Origin of the sequence: Streptomyces pyxinae, from assembly GCF_024756275.1 — a bacterium.
GTDB lineage: Bacteria > Actinomycetota > Actinomycetes > Streptomycetales > Streptomycetaceae > Streptomyces > Streptomyces pyxinae.
Genome location: NZ_JANUGQ010000017.1, coordinates 89,933 through 116,839, shown reverse-complemented (window position 1 = coordinate 116,839; position 26,907 = coordinate 89,933). Strand labels below are relative to the sequence as shown.

General features: G+C 73.8%; 21 protein-coding genes and 4 pseudogenes. 14 read left to right on the top strand and 11 right to left on the bottom strand.

Annotation, left to right across the window (positions count from 1 at the left end; genetic code table 11):
• Positions 1-68 precede the first annotated feature (68 nt).
• Positions 69-584 (top strand): GtrA family protein, encoded by a 516-nt coding sequence (locus NX801_RS20015; RefSeq protein ID WP_258789165.1) that lies wholly within the window; start codon positions 69-71, stop codon positions 582-584.
• 186 nt (positions 585-770) lie between these two features.
• Here NX801_RS20015 and NX801_RS20010 read toward each other — a convergent pair whose 3' ends face one another.
• A complete protein-coding gene (locus tag NX801_RS20010) occupies positions 771-2,057 on the bottom strand; it encodes an ATP-binding protein (RefSeq protein WP_258789164.1) in 1,287 nt (428 codons plus the stop codon).
• A 404-nt stretch (positions 2,058-2,461) separates the two neighbouring features.
• Complete coding sequence (locus NX801_RS20005; protein ID WP_258789163.1) at positions 2,462-3,139, bottom strand: response regulator transcription factor; 678 nt, start codon at positions 3,137-3,139, stop codon at positions 2,462-2,464.
• 526 nt (positions 3,140-3,665) lie between these two features.
• On the opposite strand from NX801_RS20005, the gene NX801_RS20000 reads away from it, so the two are divergent.
• Positions 3,666-5,183, top strand: a complete 1,518-nt coding sequence (locus NX801_RS20000) for a peptide MFS transporter (protein WP_258789162.1) — start codon at positions 3,666-3,668, stop codon at positions 5,181-5,183.
• An 846-nt stretch (positions 5,184-6,029) separates the two neighbouring features.
• Here NX801_RS20000 and NX801_RS19995 read toward each other — a convergent pair.
• Together NX801_RS19995 and NX801_RS19990 are read right to left on the bottom strand one after the other, a co-directional pair.
• Positions 6,030-6,593, bottom strand: coding sequence for an ATP-binding protein (locus tag NX801_RS19995; protein WP_258789161.1), 564 nt, complete (start codon positions 6,591-6,593; stop codon positions 6,030-6,032).
• Positions 6,594-6,818: 225 nt separating this feature from the next.
• The gene (locus NX801_RS19990) at positions 6,819-7,187 is read right to left on the bottom strand and encodes an STAS domain-containing protein (protein ID WP_258789160.1); all 369 of its coding nucleotides are present in this window, start codon (positions 7,185-7,187) and stop codon (positions 6,819-6,821) included.
• Between the two features lie 248 nt (positions 7,188-7,435).
• Here NX801_RS19990 and NX801_RS19985 point away from each other — a divergent pair, with 248 nt between their 5' ends.
• Positions 7,436-8,395, top strand: a complete 960-nt coding sequence (locus NX801_RS19985; RefSeq protein WP_428986183.1) for an RNA polymerase sigma factor SigF — start codon at positions 7,436-7,438, stop codon at positions 8,393-8,395.
• A 301-nt stretch (positions 8,396-8,696) separates the two neighbouring features.
• Here NX801_RS19985 and hutI read toward each other — a convergent pair whose 3' ends face one another.
• The 4 genes from hutI to hutU all read right to left on the bottom strand — a co-directional run bounded on the left by hutI (position 8,697) and on the right by hutU (position 14,441).
• The gene (gene hutI / locus NX801_RS19980; protein WP_258789159.1) at positions 8,697-9,950 is read right to left on the bottom strand and encodes an imidazolonepropionase; all 1,254 of its coding nucleotides are present in this window, start codon (positions 9,948-9,950) and stop codon (positions 8,697-8,699) included.
• Between the two features lie 218 nt (positions 9,951-10,168).
• Entirely contained in the window at positions 10,169-11,506 is a 1,338-nt protein-coding gene (locus tag NX801_RS19970) for a formimidoylglutamate deiminase (protein WP_258789158.1), read from the bottom strand.
• Entirely contained in the window at positions 11,497-12,687 is a 1,191-nt protein-coding gene (locus NX801_RS19965) for an allantoate amidohydrolase (RefSeq protein WP_258789196.1), read from the bottom strand. Before NX801_RS19965 ends, NX801_RS19970 begins: the two co-directional genes overlap by 10 nt.
• A 17-nt stretch (positions 12,688-12,704) precedes the next feature.
• A complete protein-coding gene (hutU, locus tag NX801_RS19960) occupies positions 12,705-14,441 on the bottom strand; it encodes a urocanate hydratase (RefSeq protein ID WP_258789157.1) in 1,737 nt (578 codons plus the stop codon).
• A gap of 261 nt (positions 14,442-14,702) precedes the next feature.
• On the opposite strand from hutU, the gene NX801_RS19955 reads away from it, so the two are divergent.
• From NX801_RS19955 to NX801_RS19930, 7 genes and pseudogenes are all read left to right on the top strand, one after another.
• Positions 14,703-16,220, top strand: a complete 1,518-nt coding sequence (locus tag NX801_RS19955; protein ID WP_258789156.1) for a type III PLP-dependent enzyme domain-containing protein — start codon at positions 14,703-14,705, stop codon at positions 16,218-16,220.
• Between the two features lie 563 nt (positions 16,221-16,783).
• Complete coding sequence (locus NX801_RS19950; protein WP_258789155.1) at positions 16,784-18,175, top strand: APC family permease; 1,392 nt, start codon at positions 16,784-16,786, stop codon at positions 18,173-18,175.
• Positions 18,176-18,396: 221 nt separating this feature from the next.
• Positions 18,397-18,606 (top strand): annotated as a pseudogene (locus NX801_RS19945) (roadblock/LC7 domain-containing protein); the annotation flags it as partial.
• A gap of 654 nt (positions 18,607-19,260) precedes the next feature.
• A pseudogene (locus NX801_RS31035) lies at positions 19,261-19,449 on the top strand (hypothetical protein); the annotation flags it as partial.
• A complete protein-coding gene (locus tag NX801_RS19940) occupies positions 19,446-20,225 on the top strand; it encodes a transcriptional regulator (RefSeq protein WP_258789153.1) in 780 nt (259 codons plus the stop codon). The pseudogene NX801_RS31035 and the gene NX801_RS19940, both read left to right, overlap by 4 nt.
• A 79-nt stretch (positions 20,226-20,304) precedes the next feature.
• Positions 20,305-20,760 (top strand): roadblock/LC7 domain-containing protein, encoded by a 456-nt coding sequence (locus tag NX801_RS19935; protein WP_258789152.1) that lies wholly within the window; start codon positions 20,305-20,307, stop codon positions 20,758-20,760.
• On the top strand, positions 20,718-21,092 hold the full coding sequence (locus NX801_RS19930; protein ID WP_258789150.1) for a hypothetical protein: 375 nt from the start codon (positions 20,718-20,720) through the stop codon (positions 21,090-21,092). The genes NX801_RS19935 and NX801_RS19930 overlap by 43 nt, the downstream gene beginning before the upstream one ends.
• Positions 21,093-21,253: 161 nt before the next feature.
• Here the strand turns inward: NX801_RS19930 and NX801_RS19925 are convergent, their stop codons facing one another.
• Positions 21,254-22,090, bottom strand: coding sequence for a MurR/RpiR family transcriptional regulator (locus NX801_RS19925; RefSeq protein WP_258789149.1), 837 nt, complete (start codon positions 22,088-22,090; stop codon positions 21,254-21,256).
• A 213-nt stretch (positions 22,091-22,303) separates the two neighbouring features.
• Between NX801_RS19925 and NX801_RS19920 the strand changes: the two are divergent.
• Positions 22,304-22,518: pseudogene (locus NX801_RS19920) on the top strand (aconitase family protein); the annotation flags it as partial.
• An 8-nt stretch (positions 22,519-22,526) separates the two neighbouring features.
• On the opposite strand, the gene NX801_RS19915 reads toward NX801_RS19920, so the two are convergent.
• Positions 22,527-22,904, bottom strand: a complete 378-nt coding sequence (locus tag NX801_RS19915; RefSeq protein WP_258789148.1) for a hypothetical protein — start codon at positions 22,902-22,904, stop codon at positions 22,527-22,529.
• Between the two features lie 3 nt (positions 22,905-22,907).
• Between NX801_RS19915 and NX801_RS19910 the strand changes: the two are divergent.
• Together NX801_RS19910 and NX801_RS19905 are read left to right on the top strand one after the other, a co-directional pair.
• Positions 22,908-23,411 (top strand): annotated as a pseudogene (locus NX801_RS19910) (helix-turn-helix transcriptional regulator); the annotation flags it as partial.
• A 267-nt stretch (positions 23,412-23,678) separates the two neighbouring features.
• Complete coding sequence (locus NX801_RS19905) at positions 23,679-24,092, top strand: hypothetical protein (RefSeq protein ID WP_258789147.1); 414 nt, start codon at positions 23,679-23,681, stop codon at positions 24,090-24,092.
• Between the two features lie 289 nt (positions 24,093-24,381).
• Here the strand turns inward: NX801_RS19905 and NX801_RS19900 are convergent, their stop codons facing one another.
• A complete protein-coding gene (locus NX801_RS19900; protein ID WP_258789146.1) occupies positions 24,382-25,767 on the bottom strand; it encodes a cystathionine beta-synthase in 1,386 nt (461 codons plus the stop codon).
• 105 nt (positions 25,768-25,872) lie between these two features.
• On the opposite strand from NX801_RS19900, the gene NX801_RS19895 reads away from it, so the two are divergent.
• Positions 25,873-26,874, top strand: coding sequence for an SGNH/GDSL hydrolase family protein (locus NX801_RS19895; protein WP_258789145.1), 1,002 nt, complete (start codon positions 25,873-25,875; stop codon positions 26,872-26,874).
• Positions 26,875-26,907: the final 33 nt, after the last annotated feature.

Here is a 26,907-nt window from a genome sequence, read left to right as displayed (position 1 = left end):
GTCACCCGGCGGTGGTGGTTAGCATGGCTGGGTTGACAGAGCCGACCGGATGAAGCTGAAAGGTCACCATGAGTGAACGAGGCGCACTACGTGTGCGGCTGGACCAGCTCGCCCGGGAGATCGCCAAATTCGGGGTGATCGGCGGTCTGGGGCTCCTCGTCAACATGGGGGTCTTCAATCTGCTGCGGAGCGCCACCGACCTCCAGGTGGTACGCGCCAGCCTGCTGGCCACGGCGGTGGCGATCGGCTGCAACTACGTGGGCTTCCGCTACTTCACCTACCGGGACCGGGACAAGAGCCGCCGGGCCCGGGAGCTGATGCTCTTCGTGGTGTTCAGCATCCTGGGCGCGGTGATCGAGAACGGCGTCCTCTACACCGCCACCTACGGCTTCGGCTGGGACAGCCCGCTCCAGAACAACTTCTTCAAGTTCTTCGGCATCGGCGTCGCGACCCTGTTCCGCTTCTGGTCCTACCGCAGCTGGGTCTTCCGGGCGCTGCCCGAGCAGGAGGCGGTACGGCCCGCCGAACCGTTCCTGGAGCAGCGGCGCCCCGAGCCGGCCCCCTCGGTGGCCCGGCGCGGCTGACCGGTCGGACGGGCCGGCCCGTCCGAGCGGCGCGGCTGCCCCCGGCGGCCCGGACCGGTGCGGCAGCCCCCGGCGGCCCGGACCGGCGCGGCAGCCCCCGCTGAGCGGCGCCACCGACCCGGCCCGCCCGGTAGGCCCCGCCCGGTAGGCCCCGCCGGTAGGCCCCGGCCGCACACCCGGCCCGGCTCAGCGGACCGTGCGGGGGGCCGCCTCCTCGCCCTCCGGCTGGTCCCGGTGGGCGCCCGCCTCCCTGGCCAGGAACAGCGCGAAGACCGCGGGCTGCTGCTGGAGCAGCTCCAGCCGGCCGCCGTCCGCCTCGGCCAGGTCGCGGGCGACGGCGAGCCCGATGCCGGTGGAGTTGCGGCCGCTGATCGCCCGCTCGAAGATCCGCGCGCCGAGGCCGGACGGCACCCCCGGCCCCTCGTCGGTCACCTCGACCACCGCCTGGTTGCCGGTCACCCGGGTGCGCAGGGCGACGGTGCCGCCCCCGTGCATCAGCGAGTTCTCGATCAGCGCGGCCAGCACCTGGGCGACCGCGCCCGGGGTGCCGACCGCCCGCATGCCGACCTTGCCGGACCGGACGATCGCCCGGCCCGCGCTGCGGTAGGCGGGCCGCCACTCCTCGATCTGCTGCTTGACCACGTCGTCCAGGTCGAAGGGCACCGCCGAGCCGGTACGCGGGTCGCGCGAGTTGGTCAGCAGCCGCTCGACCACGTCGGTGAGCCGCTCGACCTGGGTGAGCGCCACCGTCGCCTCCTCCTTCACCGTCTCCAGGTCGTCGGTGAGGGCGATCTCCTCCAGCCGCATGGAGAGTGCGGTCAGCGGCGTACGGAGCTGGTGCGAGGCGTCGGCCGCGAGCCGCCGCTCGGCGGTGAGCATCCGCGCGATCCGCTCGGCCGAGGCGTCCAGCACATCGGCCACCCGGTCCAGCTCGGGCACGGCGTACCGCTTGTGGCGCGGGCGCGGATCGCCGGAGCCGAGCCGTTCGGCCGTCTCCGCGAGGTCGGTGAGCGGGGAGGCGAGCCGGTTGGCCTGGCGTACCGCCAGCAGCACGGCGGCCACCACGGCGAGCAGCGCCACCGCGCCGATGATCAGCAGGGTCCGGCCGACCTCGGCGGTGACCACGGAACGGGGCTCCTCGACGGTCACCGTCTCGCCCCGGTCCCCCTCGGCGGAGCCCCGGATGGCGCCGCCCTCGGGCCGCTCACCGATCTCGATGGGGCGTCGGCCGGGGATCCGGATGATCGCGTACCGCTTGGCCCCGCTCTCGTCGGAGAGGATGTCGGGGTTGACCGGATCGCCGCCGATGAGCCGGCTGTCCACGATGCTGACCAGCCGGTACGCCTCGGAGTCCACGCTCTCCTGGGCGCTGCTGCTGATGGTGCGGGTCTCCACGATGACGAGGGAGACCCCGAAGACGGCGATGACGACGAGGACCACGGCGAGCGTGGAGTTGATCAGTCGGCGGCGCACGGTGCCCTCCGGGCTGGGCGGGCCGTTCTCCGGCCCGGTTCTTCCCGGCCCGGTCCGTTCGGGGACCCCGGGCCGGGTTCGGCTGTCCTGATGTGCTGATGTCCTGGTCGCGGCCGGCGGTCCCGGGGTTGTGAAACCGGAGCCAGGCCGGATCCGGGGGCCCGGGGGCGGGGCTCCGGGGCCGCGGTTCCTGAACCGGGGCCCGGGGGGCCCGGGGGGCCGGGTCAGGCTCCGGCCGGTTCAGCGGGGCCCCGGCACGGGCCGGAGTCCGGCCGGGCCCTCGGGGGGGGGACCGGAGCCCCGTCGGATTCCGGGCCCGGACCGGCGTCCGGCCGGATCCCGGGAGTGGTCGGACCGGTGTCCGGCCGGGGCCCGGGGCTCGTCGGACCGGAGCCGTCGTCGGCTCAGCTCTTCTCGAAGCGGAAGCCGACGCCCCGGACGGTGGCGATGTAGCGGGGGTTGGCCGCGTCGTCGCCGAGCTTCTTGCGGAGCCAGGAGATGTGCATGTCGAGCGTCTTGGTCGACGACCACCAGGTGGTGTCCCAGACCTCGCGCATCAGCTGGTCCCGGGTGACCACCCGGCCGGCGTCCCGGACCAGCACCCGCAGCAGGTCGAACTCCTTCGCGGTGAGCTGGAGCTCCTCGTCGCCCATCCAGGCGCGGTGCGACTCGACGTCGATGCGCACCCCGTGGGTGGCGGGGGCGGGGGCCGGGTCGCCGGCGCCGCGCCGGAGCAGGGCCCGTACCCGGGCCAGCAGCTCGGCCAGCCGGAACGGCTTGGTGACGTAGTCGTCGGCGCCCGCGTCGAGCCCGACCACCGTGTCCACCTCGTCGGCGCGCGCGGTGAGCACCAGGACGGGCACGGTGTGCCCCTCGGCCCGCAGCCGCCGGGCCACCTCCAGGCCGTCCATGCCGGGCAGCCCGAGGTCGAGCACGACCAGGTCGACACCGCCCTGGAGACCGGCGTCGAGCGCGGTGGGCCCGTCCTCCCTGACCTCGACCTCGTACCCCTCCCGCCGCAGTGCGCGAGCCAGTGGCTCCGAAATGGATGCGTCGTCCTCGGCGAGCAGTACTCGGGTCATGAGGATGATGGTAGTCCGCGGGCCGCACGGGGTGAGGGGCGAACGGACGATGATCCACTCACCCCGGAGCCGTACGACGCCAAACGAGGAAACACCTTGGAATGACCGTCAATGGTTCCGGCCAAACCTGTGATTCATGTCTCAGGCACTTCCATGTATCGCCCAGTCGTGTCGTATGGTGGCGAGACGCCTGATGTACTACCTGGGGACCCTTGGGGCCGGCGAGGCGCCGAGGGTCTCTTTTTCTGCGCACGGCAGGCGTAGTCGGCGGACAACGCGGAAGCGCAGAGAACGTAGAAAACGCAGCAAACGCCGATAACACAGAATGACCTCTGGGCCGGGCCCCACGACGCGACGCCGCGTCCGGGGTGTGGATCCCGGAGCGGTTCCGTCCTTGCGTTCCCGCGGCCCGCGGGGACGAGATCCCGGCATCGGGGGCGAGGGTGGCCCCGCCCCGGTACCGGCCACCCCCACCGGGCGCGTACCGCTCACGAAGCGCCGCGTCCCGAACACCCAAGGATCGACCATGGCGTCCAGCCTGACGAAGGACCCAGCCAGCACCCCTGGCACCGGGAAGACCTTCTTCGGCCATCCCCTCGGCCTGGCCACTCTCTTCCTCACGGAGATGTGGGAGCGCTTCAGCTACTACGGCATGCGCGCCCTGCTCGTGTACTACCTGGTCTCGGGCGGTGCCGACGCCGCCACGGGCTCCCAGGGCGGCGGCCTCGCGATGACCGCCGCGACGGCCACGGCCATCTACTCGGTGTACCTGTCCCTGGTGTACCTGATGGCCATGCCGGGTGGCTGGTTCGGTGACCGGGTCTGGGGCGCGCGCAAGACCGTCGCGATCGCCGGCGCCGTGATCATGCTGGGCCATGTGTCGCTCGCGGTCCCGGGCCAGGCGATGTTCTTCGTCGGTCTGGTCCTGGTCGCGGTGGGCTCCGGTCTGCTGAAGGCCAACATCTCCACGATGGTCGGCCACCTCTACGAGGGTCCCGAGGACCCCCGGCGGGACGGCGGCTTCACGCTCTTCTACATCGGCATCAACGTGGGCGCCTTCGTCGCTCCGTTCGTCATCGGCACGATCGGCAAGGAGTTCAACTGGCACCTGGGCTTCGCCCTGGCGGCCGTCGGCATGGGCCTGGGCCTGCTCCAGTTCCTCCTGTTCTCCCGCCACCTGAGCCCGAAGAGCAGCGAGGTCCCGAACCCGCTGAGCGCCGAGGAGCGCACCGCGGTTCTGGTCAAGGTCGCGGTCGCCGTGGTGATCGCCGCCGTCTTCTACGGCGGTGTGGTCGCCCTCGGCATGTTCACCCTGAACTGGGCCCTGGTCCCGCTGACGCTGGCCGGTCTGCTCATTCCGGTCGCGGTGCTGGTGCGCATCAAGCGCGACAAGGACCTCACGCGGACCGAGCAGTCGAAGATGAACGGCTACATCTGGTTCTTCGTCGCCGCCGCGCTGTTCTGGATGATCTACGACCAGGGTGGCTCGACCCTGTCGCTGTTCGCGGACGACAAGACCGGCGGCATCGGCGGCTTCGTCCCGTCGGCCACCTGGTACCAGTCGCTCAACCCGCTCTTCGTGATGGCGCTGGCCCCGGTCTTCGCCTGGCTCTGGCTGTGGCTGGCCCGCAGGAACCAGGAGCCGAACACGATCGTGAAGTTCTCGATCGGTCTCTTCCTGGTCGGCGTCTCCTTCTTCGTCTTCATGCTCCCGATCGCGATGACCGGTGACGGCTCGAAGGCGTCGCCGCTCTGGCTGGTCGCGATCTACATGATCCAGACCATCGGTGAGCTGTGCCTCTCCCCGGTCGGCCTCTCGGTGACCACCAAGATGGCGCCGCAGAAGTACGCCTCGCAGATGATGGGTGTCTGGTTCCTCGCGGTCACCGCGGGCGACTGTGTCACCGGTCTGCTGTCGCTGGCCGGCGTGGACCTGAACGGCACGGGGATCATCGCCCTGGAGGCCGGGATGGCCGCCGCGATCGGCGTGGGCATCTACCTGTCCCGCAAGCGCGTGCAGGCCCTGATGGGCGACGTGCACTGAGCAGCCGGTACGCCCGCCACGTCGGACGCGTCCGTCGCGTCCGCCGGCGGACGGCCGGCGCGCACCTGTAGGCAGCACCCCGAAGGGCCGCCGCTCCGGATCTCCCCCGGACCGGCGGCCCTTCGGCGTACGGCCCTGGGGGCGGCCCCTGCCGGGCGAGTCGGTACGCCTCCGGGGGCGGGCCCTTCCCTGGTGCACGCGGTACGGCTCCCGGGGTGGCGGCCACCCCGGACGCACGGTCACGGCTCCGGGGCCGGTCCCCGGGGTACGCGGTACGGCCCCGGTGGCGTGGGGCCCCGTCCGCACGTACCTCGGCGGCGTGGGGCCCGGGCGCCTCGCCACGGGGAGCGGGGGCATTGCGGGACGGGGCAGGCGACGGAGGCGGGACCGGTGGTCCGCAGCCGGCCCCGAGCCGGAGCGGCCGCGATTCCGGCACAGCGGCGGGAAACACGAAGAGCACGGCTGGTCGCCGTGCTCTCTTCGGTCCGGTTCCGGTCGCGACGGGCCCACCGGCTTCGTGCGGCACGCCGGGCCCCTCCGGTACGGACGCGTTCCGGCGACGGGAGTCGCTCCGGACGCGCGCGCCGGGAGCCGTACCCCGGACCGGAGGACCGTCCGATCCCGGGAACGGGCGGGGCCGGAGGACCGCCCGGTCACGGGCCCCCGGGGACCGGCGAGCCCGCCCCGGAGCCGTGTCCCGGACCGGAGGACCACCCGGCCCCGGCCACGCGCCGGACCGGGAGACATCCGGCCGCGGGCATGCGACGGAACCGGCGAACCACCCGGCCACGGACCCATGTCGGCCCGCACGGGCACACGCCAGAGGCGACAGACCGGCCCGCCCGGCTACTCCGGGGCGGCCAGCTCGGCCCAGACGGTCTTGCCGGGGGCCCCGTCGGCGCGGGTGACGCCCCAGTCGAGACAGAGGCGCTGGACGATGAACATGCCGTGGCCGCCCGGGCGTCCGGCGCGGTGCGGGGTGCGCGGGGCCGGCTGGCCGGGGCCCCGGTCCGTCACCTCCAGGCGCAGCACCTTGGCGTCGAGCGAGACCCGCAGCTCTTCCGGTCCCTCGGCGTGCAGGCAGGCGTTGGTCACCAGCTCCGAGACGACCAGCAGCACGTCCTCGGCGGCGGCGCGGCGGTCGGCCGACTCGGCGGGCAACCAGCCCCAGTCGTACAGCGCCTGCCGCGTGAAGTCGCGGGCCAGCGGGACAATGCCGCTGGCGTCGCCGAGTTCCAGCCGCCGGACCTGCCGCGCGGTGGCCGTCGCCGCGGGCGCGGACGCGTCGCCGGAGGGACCCGTCGGCGCGGCGGTCGCGGCCGGGTCCGGGGCACCATCGCCACCGCCGGCCCCGGAGCCGGAGGACTCCGGGCCGAGATCGCTCGGCGGATGCTGCTGGGTGGTGCCCATCAGCGCTTCACCTCACCGATTCACCAGTTCGCCATTACTTCGGTACAGAGGAGCACGGGGTGCTCGGGCCTCTGCGGAGTGCCGCGGGTTTCTTCTGCCCGGAGGCCCGGGGACGACACCCGCCGCACCGGCCGACGCGTATCGCGCGGGCCGGTGGCCCCTGCGGGGGCCGTGGTCGGACACGGACCCGGCCGGCCCGTCTCCACTCACCTCAGCTCGTTCGGCTCATTCGGCCAGCGCCGCTTCGAGCGTCTCGTGGACGTCGAAGACCGCCTCCGCGCCGGTGATCTCGAAGACCCTGGCCACGACGGGCTGCATGCCGGCCAGGTGCACCCCGCCCCCGGCCGCCTCGGCCCGGAGCCGGGCGCCCAGCAGCACATTGAGCCCCGTGGAGTCACAGAACGCGAGCTGTGAGCAGTCGACCACGATGCGCGCGCACCCGCGGTCGATCGCGGCGTCCAGAGGTTCCCGCAGCAATTCCGCCGTGTGGTGATCGAGCTCACCTGCCGGAGTGAGGACCTCGCTGCGTCCCTCGGTCCGAACCCCGACCCTGAGCCGGCCCTGATTCGCGCTGCCGACCGTCCCGCGGTCCATGCCGCCCCTCTTCGCCGATGCCGTTGAGTCGGGAGAACACTACGCCCTTACCTTCGCAGGAGGGTAGCCGGAGCTCAGCCGGGGCGAGGTCAGACTCCCCTACAGATCGGACATACGGCGCATTTGATACTTGCAACGATCCCCGGCGACCGGGTAGGGCTAGTAGGGATACCCGAAACGGCCGGCTCTGGAGGCGCCGCACAGCGCGAACGATGTTGACGGGCATCGGCTGCCATATGCCGAGAACGATGGAGGAGACCATGTCACCCCGGCTCGACGAAGCGCGTACCCCCCTCGCGCCGTCGGCAAAACTGTCCGAACAGATCGATCCGATCGATTCCACCACCCCGGCCGTCCGGCCGCTCCCCGGCCTTCCGGAGATCCTGCCGCCCGAGTCGGAGCTCGCGCTCGATCTGCCCGAGATTCCGCCGTACGACGAGGTCGCCCCCGCAGACGCACGGGCGCTGTCGAAGACCCTCTTCACCCGCCTCGGAGGGCTTGAGGAAGGCACCGCCGAGCACGCGTACGTACGCAACACCCTGGTCGAGCTGAACCTCGCCCTGGTCAAGTTCGCCGCCTCCCGCTTCCGCTCCCGCAGCGAACCGATGGAGGACATCATCCAGGTCGGCACCATCGGCCTGATCAAGGCGATCGACCGCTTCGAGATCAGCCGCGAGGTCGAGTTCCCCACCTTCGCGATGCCGACGATCGTCGGTGAGATCAAGCGCTTCTTCCGCGACACCTCCTGGTCGGTGCGGGTGCCGCGCCGGCTCCAGGAGCTCCGCCTGGAGCTCGCCAAGGCCGGCGACGAGCTGGCCCAGCGGCTCGACCGGTCGCCCACCGTGGGCGAGCTGGCCGAGCGGCTCGGCATCAGCAAGGAGGAGGTCGTCGAGGGCATGGCGGCGAGCAACGCCTACACGGCCAGCTCACTGGACGCCCAGCCCGAGGAGGACGACTCCGAGGGCGCGCTCGCCGACCGGATCGGCTACGAGGACCACGGGCTGGAGGGCATCGAGTACATCGAGTCGCTCAAGCCGCTGATCGCCGCGCTCCCCGCGCGCGACCGGAAGATCCTCTCGCTGCGCTTCGTCGCGGGGCTGACCCAGTCGGAGATCGGCGAGGAGCTGAACATCTCGCAGATGCATGTCTCCCGGCTGCTCTCCCGCACCCTCACCAAGCTGCGCAAGGGCCTCACCGTCGAGGAGTGAGCCCCACCCGGCACCGGCCCCGGGCGCGGCGGTACGGCCCGGGCACGGCGACGCGGTTCGGCCGTACGCCGTGCCAGCGGTGCCGGCCGGTGCGGCGGTGTCACCCGTGTGAGCCGTACGGCGGATACGACGGCGAGGGCCCCGTTCCACGGCGGAACGGGGCCCTCGCGGGCTTCCGGGGGCGCGGCCCGGCGCCCGGCCCCGGCACCCGGCGCGAGCACCCGGCGCCGGGCAGGACACGGCCGGGCGGCCCGGGACGGCCGGGCGGCGGGCCGGACTCGGCGGTCGGCCCGGGCGGGGCTCAGGCCACCCGGGCGCCCGCGCGCCATACCTCGGAGACCAGCGGCACGCCCGGCCGGTAGGCGAGGTGGACGTGCGAGGGCGCGTCCAGCAGCACCAGATCGGCCCGGCTGCCCGGGGCGAGCCGGCCCACGTCGGTGCGGCGCAGCGCCCGGGCACCGCCGGCGGTGGCGGACCAGAGGGCCTCGTCGGGGGTCATCCCCATGTCCCGTACCGCCAGCGCGATGCAGAACGGCACCGAGGAGGTGTACGAGGAGCCGGAGTTGCAGTCCGTGGAGAGGGCGACGGTCGCGCCCGCGTCCAGCAGCCGCCGGGCGTCCGGCCACTCGGCGCGGGTGGAGAACTCGGCGCCCGGCAGCAGGGTGGCGACGGTCGCGGAGTGCGCCAGGGCGTCCACGTCGGCGTCGGTGAGATGGGTGCAGTGGTCGGCGGAGGCCGCGTCCAGCTCCACGGCCAGCTGGACGCCGGGGCCGTACGAGAGCTGGTTGGCGTGGATTCTCGGGTGCAGCCCGCGCGCCGCCCCGGCGGTGAGGATCGCCCGCGCCTGGTCGCCGTCGAAGGCGCCGCGCTCGCAGAAGACGTCGATCCAGCGGGCGTGCGGGGCGCAGGCGTCCAGCATCGGGCCGGTGACCAGCTCGACATAGCCGGCCGGGTCGTCGGCGTACTCGGGGGCGACGATGTGCGCACCCAGATAGGTGACTTCGTCGGTGTGCCGGGCGGCCAGCCGCAGGGCGCGGGCCTCGTCCTCGGTGGTGAGGCCGTAGCCGGACTTGGTCTCGAAGGTGGTGGTGCCCTGGCGCAGCGCCTCGCGCAGATGGCGGACCAGGTTGGCCTCCAGCTCGCCCTCGTCGGCCGCGCGGGTGGCGGCGACGGTGGTGCGGATGCCGCCGGCGGCGTACGGGCGGCCGGACATCCGGGCGTTGAACTCCGCGGTGCGGTCGCCCGCGAAGACCAGGTGGGAGTGGGAGTCCACGAAGCCCGGGAAGACCGCCCGGCCCGCCGCGTCGACCCGGTTGTCAGTGGCGGGTGCTTTGCTGTTCTCGCCTGCCCAGACCACGCGGTCGTGCTCGATGACGAGCGCCGCGTCCTGGATCAGGCCCAGGGGGGTTCCGTCACCGAGGGAGGGGTCGTTGGTGACCAGACTGGCGATGTTGGTGATCACCGTGGCCGTCGCGGCGACGGCGCTGTTCGTCTGGGCGGGCGCGGCGGTGGCCGCGGGCGTGTTCGTGGTCTCGGGGGTGTCGGGGGTGTTCATGGTGCGGGGTGGCTCCTTCAGCCGTGGGTTCGGCCCTGGGGGCGGGTCTGCGTCCGGCGCCGGGTCCGGCCGTGGGTCCCGGACCGGGTTCCCGGCCGGGACCTGGTCCGGGCCCCTGCCCGGCGCCGGATCCGGGGCGGGGCTCGTGACCGGCGCCGGGGCCGGTCCCGCCGGCGGCGGGGCCGACCCCGGGTGGGGCGGTGGGGCCGGGGCCCCGGTCAGTCGCGCAGTGCGGCGATCGACTCCGCCAGGGCCCGGGGCACGTCCGGGACCCGGTCGTGGACCCCGTCCCGTACGACATGGCGCCCGGCCACGACCGTATGGCGCACATCCGCCGCGGACCCGGCGAATACCGCCGTCTCGGCTGCCAGACGCGCGGGTGGCCCCGCTGTCCTGACGGTGTCCAGGGCGATCGTGGCGAAGTCCGCCCGGGCGCCCGGCTCCAGCCGGCCCGCGTCCGGCACGCCCAGCGCGGCGTGGCCGCCGGCGGTGGCGGCGCGGAGCAGCGCGGCGGCCGTCCAGTGGCCGCGGGTGCGGGAGCGGAGCCGTTCGTCCAGCTCCAGCGCCCGGGCCTCCTCCAGCAGGTCGATCACGGCGTGGCTGTCGCTGCCCAGCGAGAGCGGGGAGCCGGCCCGCTGGAGGGCGACGGCCGGGCCGATGCCGTCCGCGAGGTCCCGTTCGGTGGTGGGGCACATGCAGGTGCCGGTGGACGAGCCGCCGAGCAGCTCGATGTCCTCGCCGGTGAGGTGGGTGTTGTGGACGCCGGTGGTGTCCGGGCCGAGCACCCCGTGGTCGGCGAGGAGCCGGGTGGGGGTGCGGCCGTGGGCGGCGCGGCAGGCGTCGTTCTCGGCCGTCTGCTCGGAGAGATGGACATGCAGCGGCGCCCCGCGCTCTTGGGCCCACTGGGCGACGGTGGCCAGCTGGTCGGCGGGGACGGCGCGCACCGAGTGGACGGCCGCGCCGATCCGTACGCCCTCGCGTTCCTTGAGCCCGGCGGCGCGTTCGGCCCAGGCGTCGGCCGTGCCGTCGGAGAAGCGCCGCTGGTGGCGGCTGGGCGGTTCACCGAAGCCGGCCGAGAGGTAGGCGGTGTCCAGCAGGGTGATCCGGATGCCGGCCTCGCCGGCCGCCGCGATCAGTGCCTCGCCCATGGCGTTGGGGTCGGCGTAGGGGATGCCGCCGGGGTTGTGGTGGAGGTAGTGGAACTCCCCCACCGCGGTGATCCCGGCGAGTGCCATCTCCGCGTAGACCGCCAGGGCCAGGGCGTGGTAGCTGTCCGGGGTGAGCCGGGCGGCGGTCCGGTACATGGTGTCGCGCCAGGTCCAGAAGGTGCCGGAGCCGACCTGGACGGAGCCGCGCAGCGCCCGGTGGAAGGCGTGGCTGTGGGCGTTGGCGAGGCCCGGGATCGTCAGTCCGCGCAGCACGGTGGCACCGGGCGGCGGGGTCCCGGTGCCGGTGCGGACGGCGGTGATCCGGCCGTCCGTCACCTCCAGGGCGACGCCCGGCTCCACCACCGGGTCGAGCCAGGCGTGTTCCAGCCAGTACGTCGTCACCGGCACGCGAGTCCCTCCAGTACGTCGGCGAGCGCCCGGACCCCGGCCACGCAGTCGTCCTCCTCGGCCCGTTCGGCCGGGGAGTGCGAGACCCCGGTGGGGTTGCGCACGAACAGCATGGCGGTGGGGACGGCGGCGGAGAGGATACCGGCGTCGTGTCCGGCGCCGGTGCCCAGGACCGGCACCCGGCCGCCGAGGAGTTTGCCCAGCTCGTCCCGGAGGGCGTGGTCGAACTCCACGACCGGGGTGAAGGACTCCCGGACCACGGTGAGGTCCACGCCGTGCCGGGCGGCCGCCTCGGCGGCGGCCGACTCCACGGCGGCGGTCACGGTGTCCAGGGTGGCCTGGTCGGCGGCGCGCGAGTCCAGCCAGCCGCGCACCAGCGACGGGATGGCGTTGACCCCGTTGGGCTCGACCGCGATCTTGCCGAAGGTGGCGACGGCGCCCGCGAGTTCGGCCGCGCGGCGGGCGGCGAGCACCGTCTCGGCGTACGTCGGCATGGGGTCGCGCCGGTCCACCAGCCGGGTGGTTCCGGCGTGGTTGGCCTCGCCCCGGAAGTCGTACCGCCAGCGGCCGTGCGGCCAGATGGCGGAGGCGACGCCCACCGGGTCCCCGGTCAGGTCCAGGGCCCGGCCCTGTTCGACGTGCAGCTCCACGAACGCGTCGATCCGGGCGAGGCGTTCGGGGTCCGGGCCGATGGCGGCGGGGTCGTACCCGGCGGCCTCCATGGCCTGCGGCAGGGTGATCCCGTCGCCGTCGCGCAGCTCGTACGCGGCCTCCCTGGTCAGCTGTCCGGCGGCGAGCCGGGAGCCGACACAGGCGAGGCCGAACCGGGCGCCCTCCTCGTCCCCGAAGTTGGTGATGGCCAGCGGCCGGGTGAACTCCGCCCCCCGGGCGCGGAGTTCGTCCAGGGCGGCGAAGGAGGAGACGACGCCGAGCGGCCCGTCGAAGGCTCCCCCGTCGGGCACCGAGTCCAGATGGGAGCCGGTGACCACGGCGCCCCCGGCCAGGGGGTCACCGAGCCAGGCCCACTGGTTGCCGTTGCGGTCGGTCTCGTAGTGGAGGCCGCGCGCCTCGGCCTGTTCCTGGAACCAGGTGCGGCAGTCGGCGTCGGCGCCGGTCCAGGCGTGGCGGCGGTAGCCGCCGCTGTCCGGATGGCGGCCGACCGGCGCCAGCTGCCGCCACATCTCGTGGAAGGAGGCGGTCACGCCCCATCACCCTCCCGCCGGCCGGCCGCGAAAGCACCCTCGCCCGTCCCGGCGCTCCCGGCACCCTCCGCGCCCTCGTCGCCCTCGCGCATGGGGACACGGACGCCGCGCTCGCCGGCGACCTCCTCGGCGATGTCGTACCCGGCGTCCACGTGCCGGATGACGCCCATGCCCGGGTCGTTGGTGAGCACCCGGCGGATCTTCTCGCCGGCCAGCGCGGTGCCGTCGGCGACGGTGACCTGTCCGGCGTGGATGGAGCGGCCCATGCCGACGCCGCCGCCGTGGTGGAGGGAGACCCAGGAGGCACCGGAGGCGACATTGACCATGGCGTTGAGCAGCGGCCAGTCCGCGATGGCGTCGGAGCCGTCGAGCATGGCCTCGGTCTCCCGGTACGGCGAGGCGACCGAGCCGCAGTCCAGGTGGTCGCGGCCGATGGCCAGCGGGGCCTGGAGCTCTCCGGAGGCGACCATGTCGTTGAACCGCTCGCCGGCCCGGTCGCGCTCGCCGTAGCCGAGCCAGCAGATCCGGGCGGGCAGGCCCTGGAAGTGGACCCGCTCACCGGCCATGGTGATCCAGCGGCGCAGCGACTCGTTCTCCGGGAAGAGGTCGAGCATCGCCCGGTCGGTCTTGTGGATGTCGGACGCCTCGCCGGAGAGCGCCGCCCAGCGGAACGGGCCCTTGCCCTCGCAGAACAGCGGTCGGATGTAGGCGGGGACGAAGCCGGGGAAGGCGAAGGCCCGGTCGTAGCCGGCGAGCTTGGCCTCGCCCCGGATGGAGTTGCCGTAGTCGAACACCTCGGCGCCCGCGTCCTGGAAGCCGACCATCGCCTCCACGTGCCGGGCCATCGACTCCCGGGCCCGGGTGGTGAAGTCGGCGGGCTTCTCGGCGGCATAGGCGGCCATCTCGTCGAAGGCGACGCCGAGCGGGAGGTAGGAGAGCGGGTCGTGGGCGGAGGTCTGGTCGGTGACGATGTCGATCGGGGCGTTCCGGGCGAGCAGCTCGGGCACCAGCTCGGCGGCGTTGCCCAGGACGCCGATGGAGAGCGGCTTGCGGCGGTCGCGCGCCTCGGTGGCCAGCTCCAGGGCGTGGTCGAGCGAGTCCGCCCGCACGTCCAGGTAGCGGTGCTCGATCCGGCGCTCGATGGCGCGCGGGTCGCAGTCGATACAGATGGCCACGCCGTCGTTCATGGTGACGGCCAGCGGCTGGGCGCCGCCCATGCCGCCGAGCCCGGCGGTGAGGGTGATGGTGCCGGCCAGGGTGCCGCCGAACTTCTTGGCGGCCACGGCGGCGAAGGTCTCGTAGGTGCCCTGGAGGATGCCCTGGGTGCCGATGTAGATCCAGGACCCGGCGGTCATCTGCCCGTACATGGTGAGTCCGAGCTGCTCCAGGCGGCGGAACTCCTCCCAGTTCGCCCAGTCGCCCACCAGGTTGGAGTTGGCGATCAGGACCCGGGGCGCCCACTCGTGGGTCTGCATCACACCGACCGGCCGCCCGGACTGGACGAGCATGGTCTCGTCCTGCTTGAGCGTCCGGAGGGTGCGGACCATCGCGTCGAAGGAGCGCCAGTCGCGGGCCGCCTTGCCGGTGCCGCCGTAGACCACCAGCTTGTCGGGGTGCTCGGCCACCTCCGGGTCCAGATTGTTCTGGAGCATCCGGAGGGCGGCCTCCTGCTGCCATCCCAGGGCGCTCAGTTCCGTACCGCGCGGGGCCCGTACGGGGCGGGGTCCTGACATGGGGGTGCCTCCTCGGTGAACAGACGGCATGCAGACTGGTTATTCACATAGTGGCGGCGTGAATAGATGTAGTCAACGGGGTGCCGGGGCTCGTGGCGCCGCCCGGCCGGACGGGCAGCGGTCGGCCCCGGGGCGGGGACGGTTGGCCCGGGGCCGATCGCGGTGGACCAGAGGCGGGGACGGTTGGCCCGGGGCCGGTCGCGGTGGACCAGAGGCGGGGACGGTTGGCCCGGGGCCGGGGGCGGATGGTTGGCTGGACGCATGGCTGCCCACCGCGAGGACCGCGCCACGAGCGACCACCGCGACCGCGCCGGGAACGACGACCCCGCCCGGGTCGTGGACCACGACCGGGCCGGCAGCGACGACCGCGACCCGTCCGCGCCGGGCCGCCGGGACCGGGAGGACCGGGGAACCGCCCCCGACCAGGCCGTGCGGCCCGGCCGGGATGTGACCGGCCGCCGGGACCGGGCCGTGCGGGCGGCCGTGGCGCGAGGGCTGCTCACCGAGGAGCGGCCGGTGGCCGGCCTCCTGGACACCGCCGGCATCCGCGCCTCGGCCGCCGCTCTGCGCGCCGCCTTCGCCCAGGTCACCGAGGCTCCCGTACTGCACGCCTTCGCCGTCAAGGCGTGCCCGCTCGTCCCGGTGCTCCGGCTGCTCCGGGACGCCGGGCTCGGCGCCGAGGTGGCGAGCCCGGGAGAGCTGGCCCTCGCCCGGGCCGCCGGCGTCCCGCCCGCGCTGACCGTGCTGGACTCCCCCGCCAAGACCCCCGCCGAACTCCGCGAGGCGCTCGCCCTGGGCATCGCCGTCAACGCCGACAACCCGCAGGAACTCGCCCGGCTCGACGCCCTGATGGGCCGGGCACCGGGCACCGCCCCGCGCTCCCCGCTCGGGCTGCGGGTCAACCCGCAGATCGGTGGCGGCACCATCGACGCCCTCTCCACCGCCACCCCCACCGCCAAGTTCGGCATCGCGCTGCGCGACGAGGGGGCCAGGGAGTGGGTCGTCCGCGCCTTTCTGGACCGTCCGTGGCTCACCCGGCTGCACCTCCACACCGGCTCCCAGGGGGTCCCGCTCGCCCTGATGGCGACCGGGGTGCGCGCGGTGTACGAGCTGGCCGAGGAGATCAACCGGGCCGCCGGGCGCCGGCAGGTCGACACCGTGGACATCGGCGGCGGCCTGCCGGTCAACTTCGCCTCCGACGAGGACACCCCGACCCACGCCGAGTACGCCCGGCTGCTGGCCACCGAGGCCCCCGGGCTGTTCGACGGGCGCTACCGGCTGGTCACCGAGTTCGGCCGCTCCCTGCTGGCCCGGCACGGCACCCTGCTGGCCCGCGTCGAGTACACCAAGACCTCCGGGGCCCGGCCCATCGCCGTCACCCACGCCGGGGTACAGGTGGCCACCCGCACGGTTTACGACCCCGCCTCCTGGCCGCTGCGGATCCGGGTGTACGACGCCGACGGCCGCCCCAAGGAGGGGCCCGCCGTCGCCCAGGACGTGGCGGGCCCCGCCTGTTTCGCCGGCGACCTGCTGGCCGTGAACCGGGCGCTCCCGCCGCTGGAGCCCGGGGACGTGGTGGCGGCGCTGGACACCGGCGCGTACTACTTCGCCCACCACTACGGCTACAACTCGCTGTTGCGGCCCGGGGTGTACGGCTACACCGAGGACCCCCGGGACGGCGGGGCGCCGCGCTTCGGCACCGTGCGCCCGCCCGGCACCGTGGCCACCCTGGTCGCGGAGGCCGGCGGCGACGACCCCGGCGCGCTGCTCGACGGCTGAGCCCCCGGGGCCGGGCAGGCGGGCCGGGCCCGGGGGTGGGTGGGGCCCGGGAGGCATGCGGGCCCCGGAAGACCCCGCGCCCCGACGGACTTCGCGGGGCCCGGACGGCCGATGAGCGGAGTCGTACAGCAGAGCCCTTCCGACGCGCCGGAAGAGGGCCACGGCGGGAGGGCCCGCGGGCGGAGACTCTTCCCTGGCACAGCCGGCACACCTGGCGCGCGGCGGGCGGCACACCACAGGCGGCACCCCGTGCGAGGCGGCGTCCCGTCCCGCCCACCGGCGGCGGGAGCGCCGCCGTGCCCCGGGCGGCATCACCCCGCGCGCACCGGGCAGAACCCCTTCATCGTCCGTCCCAGTACGGCGAGTTCGGCTCCGGCCGCCCACTCGACCCACGCACCGGGCCCGCCCGGTCCGTCCGACCCGCCCGGTCCGTCCGCTCCATCGACTCGTCCATCCGCTCGATCCATCCGATCCATCCGATCCATCAGCTCGATCCGCTCGATCCGTCCGACCTGATCACCGACTCGACCGACTCGACCGCACCGCTCCCGGGGGAGGCACCGATGAACACGACCGACACACCCGCCCAGGAACCGGATCCCGGCCCCGGCCCGGGACCGGGATCCGGTTCCACCGAGGAAGCCGGGCTGAAGCGGGCCATCGGGCCCAAGCTGCTGATCCTCTTCGTCATCGGCGACATCCTCGGCACCGGCATCTACGCCACCACCGGCAAGGTGGCCGGCAAGGTCGGCGGGGCGCTCTGGCTGCCGTTCCTGATCGGCTTCCTCGTGGCGATCCTGACGGCGGCCTCCTATGTGGAGCTGGTCGGCAAGTACCCGAAGGCGGCCGGGGCGGCGCTCTACACCCAGAAGGCGTTCAAGCTGCCGTTCTTCACCTTCATCGTCGCCTTCATGGTGATGTGCTCCGGGCTCTCCTCGGCCAGCGCCGCCGCCCGGGCCTTCAGCGGGGACTATCTCGGGGAGTTCACCCACTCCGTGCCGCCCACCCTGGTCGCCATCCTCTTCGTGGTGGCCCTCGCCGCGCTCAATCTGCGGGGCGTCTCGGAGTCGGTGAAGGCCAATGTGGTGCTCACCCTGGTCGAGCTGACCGGTCTGCTGGTGATCCTGGCGATCGGCGCCTGGGCGGTGTTCTCCGGTGACGGGGAGACCGCCCGGCTCGGTGACCTGGAGGGCTCCGGTACGGGATACGCGCTGATCACCGGCGTGCTCGGGGCCACCGCGCTCAGCTTCTTCGCCTTCGTCGGCTTCGAGGACTCGGTCAACATGGCCGAGGAGACCCAGGACCCGGTGCGCACCTTCCCCCGGGCCATCTTCACCGGCGTCGCCGTCACCGGTGTGATCTACGTACTGGTCGCCCTGGTCTCGTCGCTGCTGGTGGACCACCGCACCCTGTCGAAGTCCAGCGGCCCGCTGCTGGAGGTCGTCAAGGCGGGCGGGCTGGACTTCCCGCCCAAGCTGTTCGCGCTGATCGCGCTCTTCGCGGTGACCAACTCCGCGCTCATCAACATCATGATGGCCTCGCGGCTCTGCTACGGCATGGCCAACGAGCGCATCCTGCCGCGTGCCATGGGACGGGTGCTGCCCAAGCGCCGCACCCCGGTGGCGGGCATCATCTTCGTCACCCTGCTGGCGATCGGGCTGGTCTCCACCGGCGAGATCGAGGGGCTGGGCGACACCACCTCGTTCCTGCTGCTCTGCGTCTTCGCCGTGGTCAATGTCGCCGTGCTGGTGCTGCGCCGGGACCGGGTGGCGCACCACCACTTCCGGACGCCGACCGCGCTGCCGGTCCTGGGCGCCGTCACCGCACTGATTCTGGCCAGTCCGCTCGCCGAGCGCTCGGCGGACGTCTACATCCGCGCGGCCGTCCTGGTGGCGATCGGGGTGGCGCTCTGGGGCGTGAACAGGCTGGTGATGCGGGTGCGGCAGGAGGACTGAACCCGCTCCGGGGCGCCGGACGGCCTCCGGGCCGCCCCCGCCCCGGCCGGACGGCCCTCGCGCGACCCTACTCATCTCGGGCACGTTCCCATGGAAAATGCCAGAACTGCCCCTCGTCTGGGAAACGTTGAGTAGCGTCTCGCTCACAGGCGCGTTCCGGGCCTCGGGGAAAGTTCCGCACCACGGGACGGGCACCACGGGTTGAGGGAGGGGTGGCCGGCGTGCCCGGAATCGACGAGTGCCTGCGCGAAGCCATGGCCCTGCCGGGCGCACGCGGTGCGGCCCTCGTCGACTGGACCAGCGGGCTCGCCCTCGGCACGGCCGGCGAGTCACCGGTGGGCGACCACGAGACGACCGCCGCCGAGACGGCGGAGCTGGCCCGGGCGGCGGCCGAGTACGAATCCTTCGTCCAGCCCGAGTCGGCGGCGGGGTTCGGTGGAGCGGCCGGGTCCGGCGGAGCGGTGGGGTTCGGCGGAGCGGTGGGGTTCGGTGGATCCGCGCCCGGGTCCGGTGCCGGTTCCGGTGGGGGTGCGGCCGGGCCCGCCGGGCTCGGGTCCGGTGCCGGTTCTGGTGCGGCCGGGCCCGCCGGGCTCGGGTCCGGTGCCGGTGACGGCGGGGCCGGTACCGGCTCGGGGTCTGGCCGGCTCGGGTCCGGCCCCGGCGCCTCCCGCACCGGGAGCGGTGGTCCGGCGCCCTCGGGCGGTACGCCCCCGGAGCCCGGGTACTCGGCCGGTACGCCTCCAGGGCCCGCGTACTCCGGCGGTACGCCGCCGGCCGGGCTGCCTCTCCCGCCACCGCACCCGCCCGCGGCTCCGGCCGGCACCCCGGCGGCCCCGCCGCCCCCGTCCCCGCCCCCGCCCCCGTCCGCGTCCGCGTCCGGCGGACAGCCGCTGCCGGGCGGGTCCATACCGGGCGGGTCCTTGTCCGGCGGGTCCATACCGGGCGGCTCGATACCCGGCGGGGCCATACCCGGCGGCTCCCTGCCCGGCGGGTTCGTGCCCGGTGGCGCGGCGCCGGGTCCGGCCGGGGGTCCTCCGTCACCGGGCGCCGCCGGGCGCTTCGCACCGCCCTCCGGGCTCCCGGCGCCACCGCCCGGGCCGCCCGTCGAGGACATCATCGTCACCACCCGGACCGGCTACCACGTCCTCCGGTTCGTGGAGACCACCTTCGAGAGCAGCGTCTTCCTCCACCTCTGGCTGGACCGCTCCACCGGCAATCTGGCCCTGGCCCGCCTCCGTCTCCGCGAACTCGCCGAGCGGCTGGTGCTGACATGAGCGCCGCCCGCGCCGCCGGGGCCGGCACCCGGGTGGTCTCCCCCATGCTGCTGCGGCTCGCCGGGGAGCGGGCCACCGGGGCGCTGCTGCGGGACCACGGCACCCTGTACCTGGTCGACGGCCGGATCGTGCACGCCGAGAGCCCGGTCGCCCCGGGCCCCGACATCCTGCTGACCGGCGGCGGACGGCGCCCCCGGGCCCGCCTCGGGGACGGGGAGCTGGAGATCTGCCTGCTCGGCGCCCTGTACGACGCCGCCTTCTTCGCCCTGCACCCCGGGAGCCGGCCGGCCCGCTTCCGGTACGGCGCGGTGCCCCGGACCACCCCGGTGCGCCCGGTCTCCGCGCTGGACGTGCAGCGGGAGACCCTGCGCCGCCGGGAGCTGCTGGACAGTGTCTGGCCCTACCCGGCCGTCGACACGGCGCCCGTCGTGCCGCGCCCGGCCGCCCCGGGCCAGACGGCCGGGCTGCGCCAGCGCGCCCTGCTGGAGGCCGCCGACGGGGTGCGCACCCCGGCCGGGCTCGCCTGGGCGCTGGGCCGGCCGGCCTTCCACACGCTGCTGGACGTGCGGCGCCTCGCGGCGGCCGGGCTGGTCGGGACCCCGCCGGAGCCCGGGCCGCCCGCCCCGGCGCCGTACCCCCTGACCGTCCGTGAACCCGCCGGTGAACCCGTGCGGGAAACCCGGCCGGCCCTCTCCGCCTGGGTCGGGGACATCGCGTCCGACCCCGACACCGCCCTGCTCCGCCGGCTCCGTGACGCCCTGGAGGCACACCTGTGACGACCCGTCCCATCCACCGGGCCTCGACTCGGCCGTCATGAGGCGTGCCCTGCGACAGCGTGCCGAGAGGAGACTGCTGATGACGGCCGAGACCGAGGTGCTCACCGAACTCAGACGGCTGCGGGCCAGGGTGCCCCAGCTGACCGGGGCGCTCGCGGCGAGCGCCGACGGTCTGGTGCTCGCCCAGGACACGGTCGACGAGGGCGCGGAGGGGATCGCGGCCCTGACCGCAGCCGCCCTCGGCGTCGCCCTGCGGCTCACCGACGCCACCGGCCGGGGCGGCTTCCGCGAACTGCTGGTGCGCGGCGAGCACGGCTATGTCGCCACCTACGCGGCGGGCGGCTCGGCCGTGCTCACCCTGCTCGCGGAGTCCCGCGTCAACGTGGGCCGGCTGCATCTGGAAGCCCGCCGGTCCAGCGCCCGCATCGGCGAACTGGTCGAGAACGCTCTCGTACCGGACGAATCCCAACCCGAAAAGGAAGTGCGACCGTCATGGCCAACACCGAAGCTGCCCTCAAGGAAGCCACCACACTGATCGACGGCGCCCTGGGTGCCGCGCTGGTCGACTACACCAGCGGCATGGCCCTCGGCACCGTCGGCGGCGGCAAGGACCTGGATCTGACGGTGGCCGCCGCGGGCAACACCGATGTGGTGCGGGCCAAGGTGCGCACCATGGAGATGCTCGGGATCCAGGACGAGATCGAGGACATCCTGATCACCCTGGGCACCCAGTACCACCTGATCCGGCTGCTCCGGAGCCGGGGCGCCAACGGGCTGTTCCTCTATCTCGCCCTGGACAAGAACCGGGCCAACCTGGCGATGGCCCGGCTCCAGCTGCGCAGGATCGAGGCGGACCTGGAGATCTGAGCGGAGCCCCGGCCGCCGGTCCGGCCGGAGGTCCGCCCGGAAGCCCCGGCCGGAGGTCCGGCCACCGGTCCGACCGGCGATCCGGCGCCCCGGCGGTTCAGGGCCGGCGGTTCAGGGCCGGCGGCACGTGAGCCCCTCGGCCGCCCCGCGCCCCACCGGGGCTACTCCGCGAAGAGGCCGCGTGCCGCCGCCGCCGTGTCGAACTCTTCCAACCGCGCTTGCGCGTCAGGGAGTTCGTCGCATATCGCCTCCAGCAGCACCCGGCCCAGCAGCATCGGGGCACAGGCGGTGTCGAAGGCCAGCCCGGTGCCGACGGCCGCCGGAATGAGCAGGTCGCTGTGGGCGGCGACGGGCGCGAACGCCGAGTCGGCCACCGTCACCACGGTGAGCCCGGCCTCCCTCGCGTACGCCAGCGCCTCCACCACCTCCCGGGGGTGGCGCGGCAGGGCGAAGCACAGCAGGGCGCTCGCCCCGGCCCGTACGGCGGCGTCGATCCGGTCGGTGAGCATGGTGCCGCCCTCGTCCAGCAGCCGTACGTCCGGGTGGACCTTGGCCGCGAAGTACGCGAAGCCGCGCGCCTGCGAGGAGGCCGCGCGCAGCCCCAGCACCGGCAGCGGCCGGGACCCGGCGAGCAGCCGGCCGGCCCGCTCCACCGGCCCCGGGTCGGCGAGCAGCTCGGCGAGATGGCGCAGATTGTCGATCTCCCCGAGCACGGCCTGCTGGTACTCGTTGAAGGCCGACTCACCGGCGGCCGGCCCGGCGGGCGCCACCTCCCGGAGGTGCTTGCGGAGCGCCGGGTAGCCGTCGAAGCCGAGGGCGACCGCGAAGCGGGTGACCGAGGGCTGGCTCACCCCGGCGAGATCGGCCAACTCCACGCTGGACAGAAACGGCACATCGGCGGCGCGCCGCACCATGCAGTGGGCGATCCGCCGCTGCGTGGGCGTCAGCCGGTGCCCCTCGAAGAGCGCCTGCAGCCGGCCGCCCGGACTGTCGTTCATGCCGTCCCCCTTCGCCTCTCCCTCTTATTCATCCGCCAATGACTCTGCATAAGTGTATGCATCGACGGTGATCGAGGGGGTCGGTTCGGGCGCTTCGGGCCCGGCCCGGAGACAGGGTCCCATCCACCGCGAGGACCGATCAAGGACGGCCCGGGGAGGGCTCCGCCTACGGTCGCGGCGTGACTGGAGTGATCGCCGGCCGGAGGGGCAGCGATGGGTAGGACACTCGCGGAGAAGGTCTGGGACGAGCATGTGGTGCGGCGTGCGGAGGGTGAGCCGGATCTGCTGTTCATCGATCTGCATCTGTTGCACGAGGTGACCAGTCCGCAGGCGTTCGACGGCTGCGGCGCAGCGGCCGGCGGGTGCGGCGGCTCGACCTCACCATCGCCACCGAGGACCACAACACCCCGACCCGTGACATCGACAAGTGTCGATGTCACGGGTGATCAGGGCACGTTCGGCCACTGCCTGGAACAATCGCCGGGCGCATCCGGCCGTCCGGGCCCGGGCCGGTGAAGAGGCTGGTCGCGACGGACGACAGCATCTGGCTCCCGGGCCCCACCACCACGTTCCGGGGGCCGATCGACCAGCCGTAGGTGAGGTTGAAGTAGTCGACCAGTGCCTCGACGAGGCCGCTGCTGCTACGGGAGGGGCCGTAGTGGGCGCCGGCCTCCACGAACCGCTCGTCCGGTGCCTCCCGGGTGAGTCGCCGCCAGGCCGACACGATCTCGGGAATGTGCGAGGGGTTGCCGGGGCTGAGGTTCGGCCAGTCGCCGTCACCGGCGCCCGGGCCGGCCGCGGCGATGTCCTCCATGCCGTGACGAACGACCCCCTGCTGCGCCGTCGCGTTCACCAGCTGCACGTGGCGCTGGAGCACCTGGGGGACGAACTGGAAGCGGAGAGCAGGCTGGCGCTGGTGTCCGAGCGGCTGCGGGACCATCTGCGGAAGCGGGTGGAGGACCGCCCCCCGGCGCGGGACTCCGGCATCGCGTACCGGCTGCGCGATCTGCTCGACGAGCGCTACGTCGAGGGTGTCAGCCTGCAGGACGCCTCCGAGCGCCTGCATGTCCATCCGGCCCATCTGGTCCGGGTGTTCAGCCGCGAGTTCGGCATGGGACCGCATCAGTACCTGACCGGCCGCCGGGTGGACCTGACCCGCCGGCTGCTGCTGGGCGGGATGGCACCGCGTCTCGTCGCCACCGCGGCCGGCTTCTACGATCAGTCCCACTTCAACCGGCACTTCAAGCGGATGCTGGGCGTCACCCCCGGTCTGTACGTCCGCAGCGGAGCCGACGCCAGGGAAGCGCTGCGCCCCGTGTGAGCGACCGGCCGGTGTGCCCGGCGGCGGGGGGGTTCCGGCAGGGCGGGGGGGGGCGGAGGGGGCCGGGCGGTCGGCGGCGGGACGGGGCGGTCGGAGGAGGCCGGACGGTCGCCCCAGGGGGGCGGGCCGGGCGGTCGGCCGTGGGAGACCGGGCCGGGGGGGCAGCGGCTGGGCGGCGGAGGCCGGGCGGGGCTGGTGACGTCCCCCGGCCGAAGACGGGGGTTAGCCCTACTGACGCGCTGTGTCCGGATCCGTAACGTGATGTGCATGGAAGCCCCGGACACCACCGATCTCCGCGAGGATCTCGACGCCACCCTGCGGGCCCGCCGCGAGCTGGGCACCGAGTACGAGTCGGCGCTGATCGAGTCGTTCCTCGAAAAGGTCGAGGAGCGGATCGACACCGCGATCGACCGCCGGGTACGGCGTCAGGCCGCCGAGCAGCGGCTGCTGACCGCCCGTGGCGGCCGCCCGGCCCACCCCGACGGGGAGAACTTCGGCCGGCGCTTCGGTTTCGCCGTCGCCATGATGATCCTGGCCGTCCCGCTCACCGCCATAGCCGTGGTCCAGGCCGGTCTGCCGGGTCTGATCGTCACCTGGCTCGGCATAGCCGCCGTCAATGGCGCCCACGCCTGCCGGGGCGTCCTCCCGTTCCGCTCCCGGGGCGACGAGAAGTCCGGCTGACCGCGCCTCCGGCGCCGGGGGCACGGCCGGGGAAGGGCGGAGAGGATTGCGCGGGGACCGCCGCACCCCCGTTGCCGGGGGGCGGGACGACGGCGGTCCCCGCGAGGGACACGGTCCCGGGCCAGAGCCCGTCCGCGTCCGCGGCGTGTCAGGAGTTCCGGGAGCCGCTCCGGTGTTCCTGGCGCCGACGGATACAACGATGGAGGAGGTGTGTTAAGCGGGTGCTGCCGGTACGTGACGTGCTCGTACCGTTTGCGCGAAACACCGGCCGCCCGGTCTCCCCCGGTGCCTACTTGGCGGTCCGGGCCAGGAAGGCCAGCAGGTCCTGGCGGCTGACCACACCGGTCGGCTTGCCCTCGACCAGCACGATCGCCGCGTCGGCGGTGCCGAGCACCGCCATGAGGTCGGCGACCGGCTCGCCCGAGCCGACCTGCGGGAGCGGCGCGCTCATGTGCTTGTCCAGCGGGTCGTCGAGGGAGGCACGGCCGGCGAAGAGCGCGTCCAGCAGCTCGCGCTCGACCACGGAGCCGATGACCTCGGCGGCCATGACGTCCGGGTGACCGGCGCCCGGCTTGACGATGGGCATCTGGGAGACGCCGTACTCGCGGAGCACCTCGATGGCCTGGCCGACGGTCTCCTCGGGGTGCATGTGCACCAGCTTCGGGATGTCGCCCTCCTTGTGGCGGAGGACGTCACCGACGCTCGCGGAGGAGCCGGAGTCCTCCAGGAAGCCGTAGTCGGCCATCCACTCGTCGTTGAAAATCTTGGAGAGATAGCCGCGACCGCTGTCCGGAAGGAGCACGACCACCACATCGTCCGGGCCCAGCTCCTTGGCCACCCGCAGGGCGCCCACCACGGCCATGCCGCAGGAGCCGCCGACCAGCAGACCCTCCTCCTTGGCCAGCCGGCGGGTCATCTGGAACGCGTCCTTGTCCGAGACGGCGACGATCTCGTCGGTGACCTCGGGGTCGTAGGCCGACGGCCAGAAGTCCTCGCCCACGCCCTCGATCAGGTACGGACGGCCGGAGCCGCCCGAGTAGACCGAGCCCTCGGGGTCGGCGCCGACGACACGGACCTTGCCGTCACTGATCTCCTTCAGATAGCGGCCGGTGCCCGAGATGGTTCCGCCGGTGCCGACGCCCGCCACGAAGTGGGTGATCCGGCCGTCCGTCTGCTCCCAGAGCTCGGGGCCGGTGGTCTCGTAGTGCGAACGGGGGTTGTTCGGGTTGGAGTACTGGTCGGGCTTCCACGCGCCCGGGATCTCCCGGACCAGGCGGTCGGAAACGTTGTAGTACGAGTCCGGGTGCTCGGGGTCGACAGCGGTGGGGCAGACCACGACCTCGGCGCCATAGGCCCGCAGCACGTTGATCTTGTCGGTGGACACCTTGTCAGGGCAGACGAAGACGCACTTGTAGCCCTTCTGCTGGGCCACGATCGCCAGGCCGACACCGGTGTTGCCGGAGGTCGGCTCGACGATGGTGCCGCCGGGCTTCAGGGCGCCGCTCTGCTCGGCCGCCTCGATCATGCGGACGGCGATGCGGTCCTTGACCGAGCCACCCGGGTTGAAGTACTCGACCTTGGCCAGGACGGTCGCCTGAATGCCCGCGGTCACATGGTTGAGCTTCACCAGCGGGGTGTTGCCGACGAGGCTGATCATCGAGTCGTGGAATTGCACCGTAGTCTCCGGGGTCTCCGTAATGGTGCAAACAAGCGTATGCGTAGTCGGAGGTGCTTACGGGGCACTTAGCTCTAGAACGGGATCGAGGAGGTGGCTGCCCCTATGTCGAGGGCGAGGGTGGCACGGCGGATCGCCGCGGGCGCGGCGTACGGGGGCGGCGGCCTCGGCCTGGTCGGGGTCGCCGCGGTGGGCGTGGTGCTGGCCGAGGTGCAGCTGGCCAAGCGTTCGGTGGGCGGCGGGGTGGCCCCGCTGCCGCCCTGCGCGGACGGGCTGTACGGCCGTGGTTTCGGGCCTGCGGAGCCCGTACGCCTGGCCCTGCTGGGCGACTCGACCGCCGCCGGACAGGGTGTGCGCCGGTCCGGGCAGACCCCCGGGGCGCTGCTGGCCTCGGGGCTCGCAGCGGTGACGGAGCGCCCGGTCGAGCTGCGGAACGTGGCGCTTCCGGGGGCCCGCTCGGACGATCTGGAGCGTCAGGTGACCCTGCTGCTGACGCATCCGGTCCGGATTCCGGACGTCTGCGTGATCATGATCGGCGCCAACGATGTGACGCATCGCATGCCGGCCACCGAGTCCGTGCGGTGCCTGGCGACGGCGGTGCGGCGGCTGCGCACGGCGGGTGCCGAGGTGGTGGTCGGCACCTGTCCCGATCTGGGCACCATCGAGCCGGTCTACCAGCCGCTGCGGTGGCTGGCCCGGCGGGCCTCCCGGCAGCTGGCGGCGGCCCAGACCATCGTGGTGGTGGAGCAGGGCGGCCGGACGGTGTCGCTCGGCGATCTGCTGGGGCCGGAGTTCGCGGCGAACCCCCGGGAGATGTTCGGGGTCGACAACTACCACCCGTCGGCCGAGGGGTACGCCACGGCGGCCATGGCGGTCCTGCCGACCCTGTGCGCGGCGCTCGGCGCCTGGCCGGAGACCGACCGGCTGGACGCGGACCGGAGCGAGGGCATGCTCCCGGTGGCGCAGGCGGCGGCCGAGGCGACGAAGCAGGCCGGTACGGAGGTCACCGGCGCCCGGGCCCCATGGGCGCTGCTCAAGCACCGGCGCCGCCGCCGGCTCACCACCGCCCCCGAGCCCGCCCCGCTCCCGGAGGCCCCCCGCCCCTGACCGGACCGGGCCCCGGGTCCCCCGGCCCGACCG

What these genes read in the sequence shown, in the direction of transcription:
- hutI (WP_258789159.1), bottom strand. Translation starts at nt 9,950, where the DNA reads ATGAACACCCCCGACACCCCCGAGACCACGAACACGCCCGCGGCCACC.
- NX801_RS19905 (WP_258789147.1), top strand. Translation starts at nt 23,679, where the DNA reads ATGGAAGCCCCGGACACCACCGATCTCCGCGAGGATCTCGACGCCACC.
- NX801_RS19935 (WP_258789152.1), top strand. Translation starts at nt 20,305, where the DNA reads ATGACGGCCGAGACCGAGGTGCTCACCGAACTCAGACGGCTGCGGGCC.
- NX801_RS20015 (WP_258789165.1), top strand. Translation starts at nt 69, where the DNA reads ATGAGTGAACGAGGCGCACTACGTGTGCGGCTGGACCAGCTCGCCCGG.
- NX801_RS19995 (WP_258789161.1), bottom strand. Translation starts at nt 6,593, where the DNA reads ATGGGCACCACCCAGCAGCATCCGCCGAGCGATCTCGGCCCGGAGTCC.
- NX801_RS20005 (WP_258789163.1), bottom strand. Translation starts at nt 3,139, where the DNA reads ATGACCCGAGTACTGCTCGCCGAGGACGACGCATCCATTTCGGAGCCA.
- NX801_RS20000 (WP_258789162.1), top strand. Translation starts at nt 3,666, where the DNA reads ATGGCGTCCAGCCTGACGAAGGACCCAGCCAGCACCCCTGGCACCGGG.
- NX801_RS19940 (WP_258789153.1), top strand. Translation starts at nt 19,446, where the DNA reads ATGAGCGCCGCCCGCGCCGCCGGGGCCGGCACCCGGGTGGTCTCCCCC.
- NX801_RS19895 (WP_258789145.1), top strand. Translation starts at nt 25,873, where the DNA reads ATGTCGAGGGCGAGGGTGGCACGGCGGATCGCCGCGGGCGCGGCGTAC.
- NX801_RS19950 (WP_258789155.1), top strand. Translation starts at nt 16,784, where the DNA reads ATGAACACGACCGACACACCCGCCCAGGAACCGGATCCCGGCCCCGGC.
- NX801_RS19915 (WP_258789148.1), bottom strand. Translation starts at nt 22,904, where the DNA reads ATGGAGGACATCGCCGCGGCCGGCCCGGGCGCCGGTGACGGCGACTGG.
- NX801_RS19930 (WP_258789150.1), top strand. Translation starts at nt 20,718, where the DNA reads ATGGCCAACACCGAAGCTGCCCTCAAGGAAGCCACCACACTGATCGAC.
- NX801_RS19990 (WP_258789160.1), bottom strand. Translation starts at nt 7,187, where the DNA reads ATGGACCGCGGGACGGTCGGCAGCGCGAATCAGGGCCGGCTCAGGGTC.
- NX801_RS19925 (WP_258789149.1), bottom strand. Translation starts at nt 22,090, where the DNA reads ATGAACGACAGTCCGGGCGGCCGGCTGCAGGCGCTCTTCGAGGGGCAC.
- NX801_RS19965 (WP_258789196.1), bottom strand. Translation starts at nt 12,687, where the DNA reads ATGTGGCGGCAGCTGGCGCCGGTCGGCCGCCATCCGGACAGCGGCGGC.
- hutU (WP_258789157.1), bottom strand. Translation starts at nt 14,441, where the DNA reads ATGTCAGGACCCCGCCCCGTACGGGCCCCGCGCGGTACGGAACTGAGC.
- NX801_RS19955 (WP_258789156.1), top strand. Translation starts at nt 14,703, where the DNA reads ATGGCTGCCCACCGCGAGGACCGCGCCACGAGCGACCACCGCGACCGC.
- NX801_RS19985 (WP_428986183.1), top strand. Translation starts at nt 7,436, where the DNA reads ATGGAGGAGACCATGTCACCCCGGCTCGACGAAGCGCGTACCCCCCTC.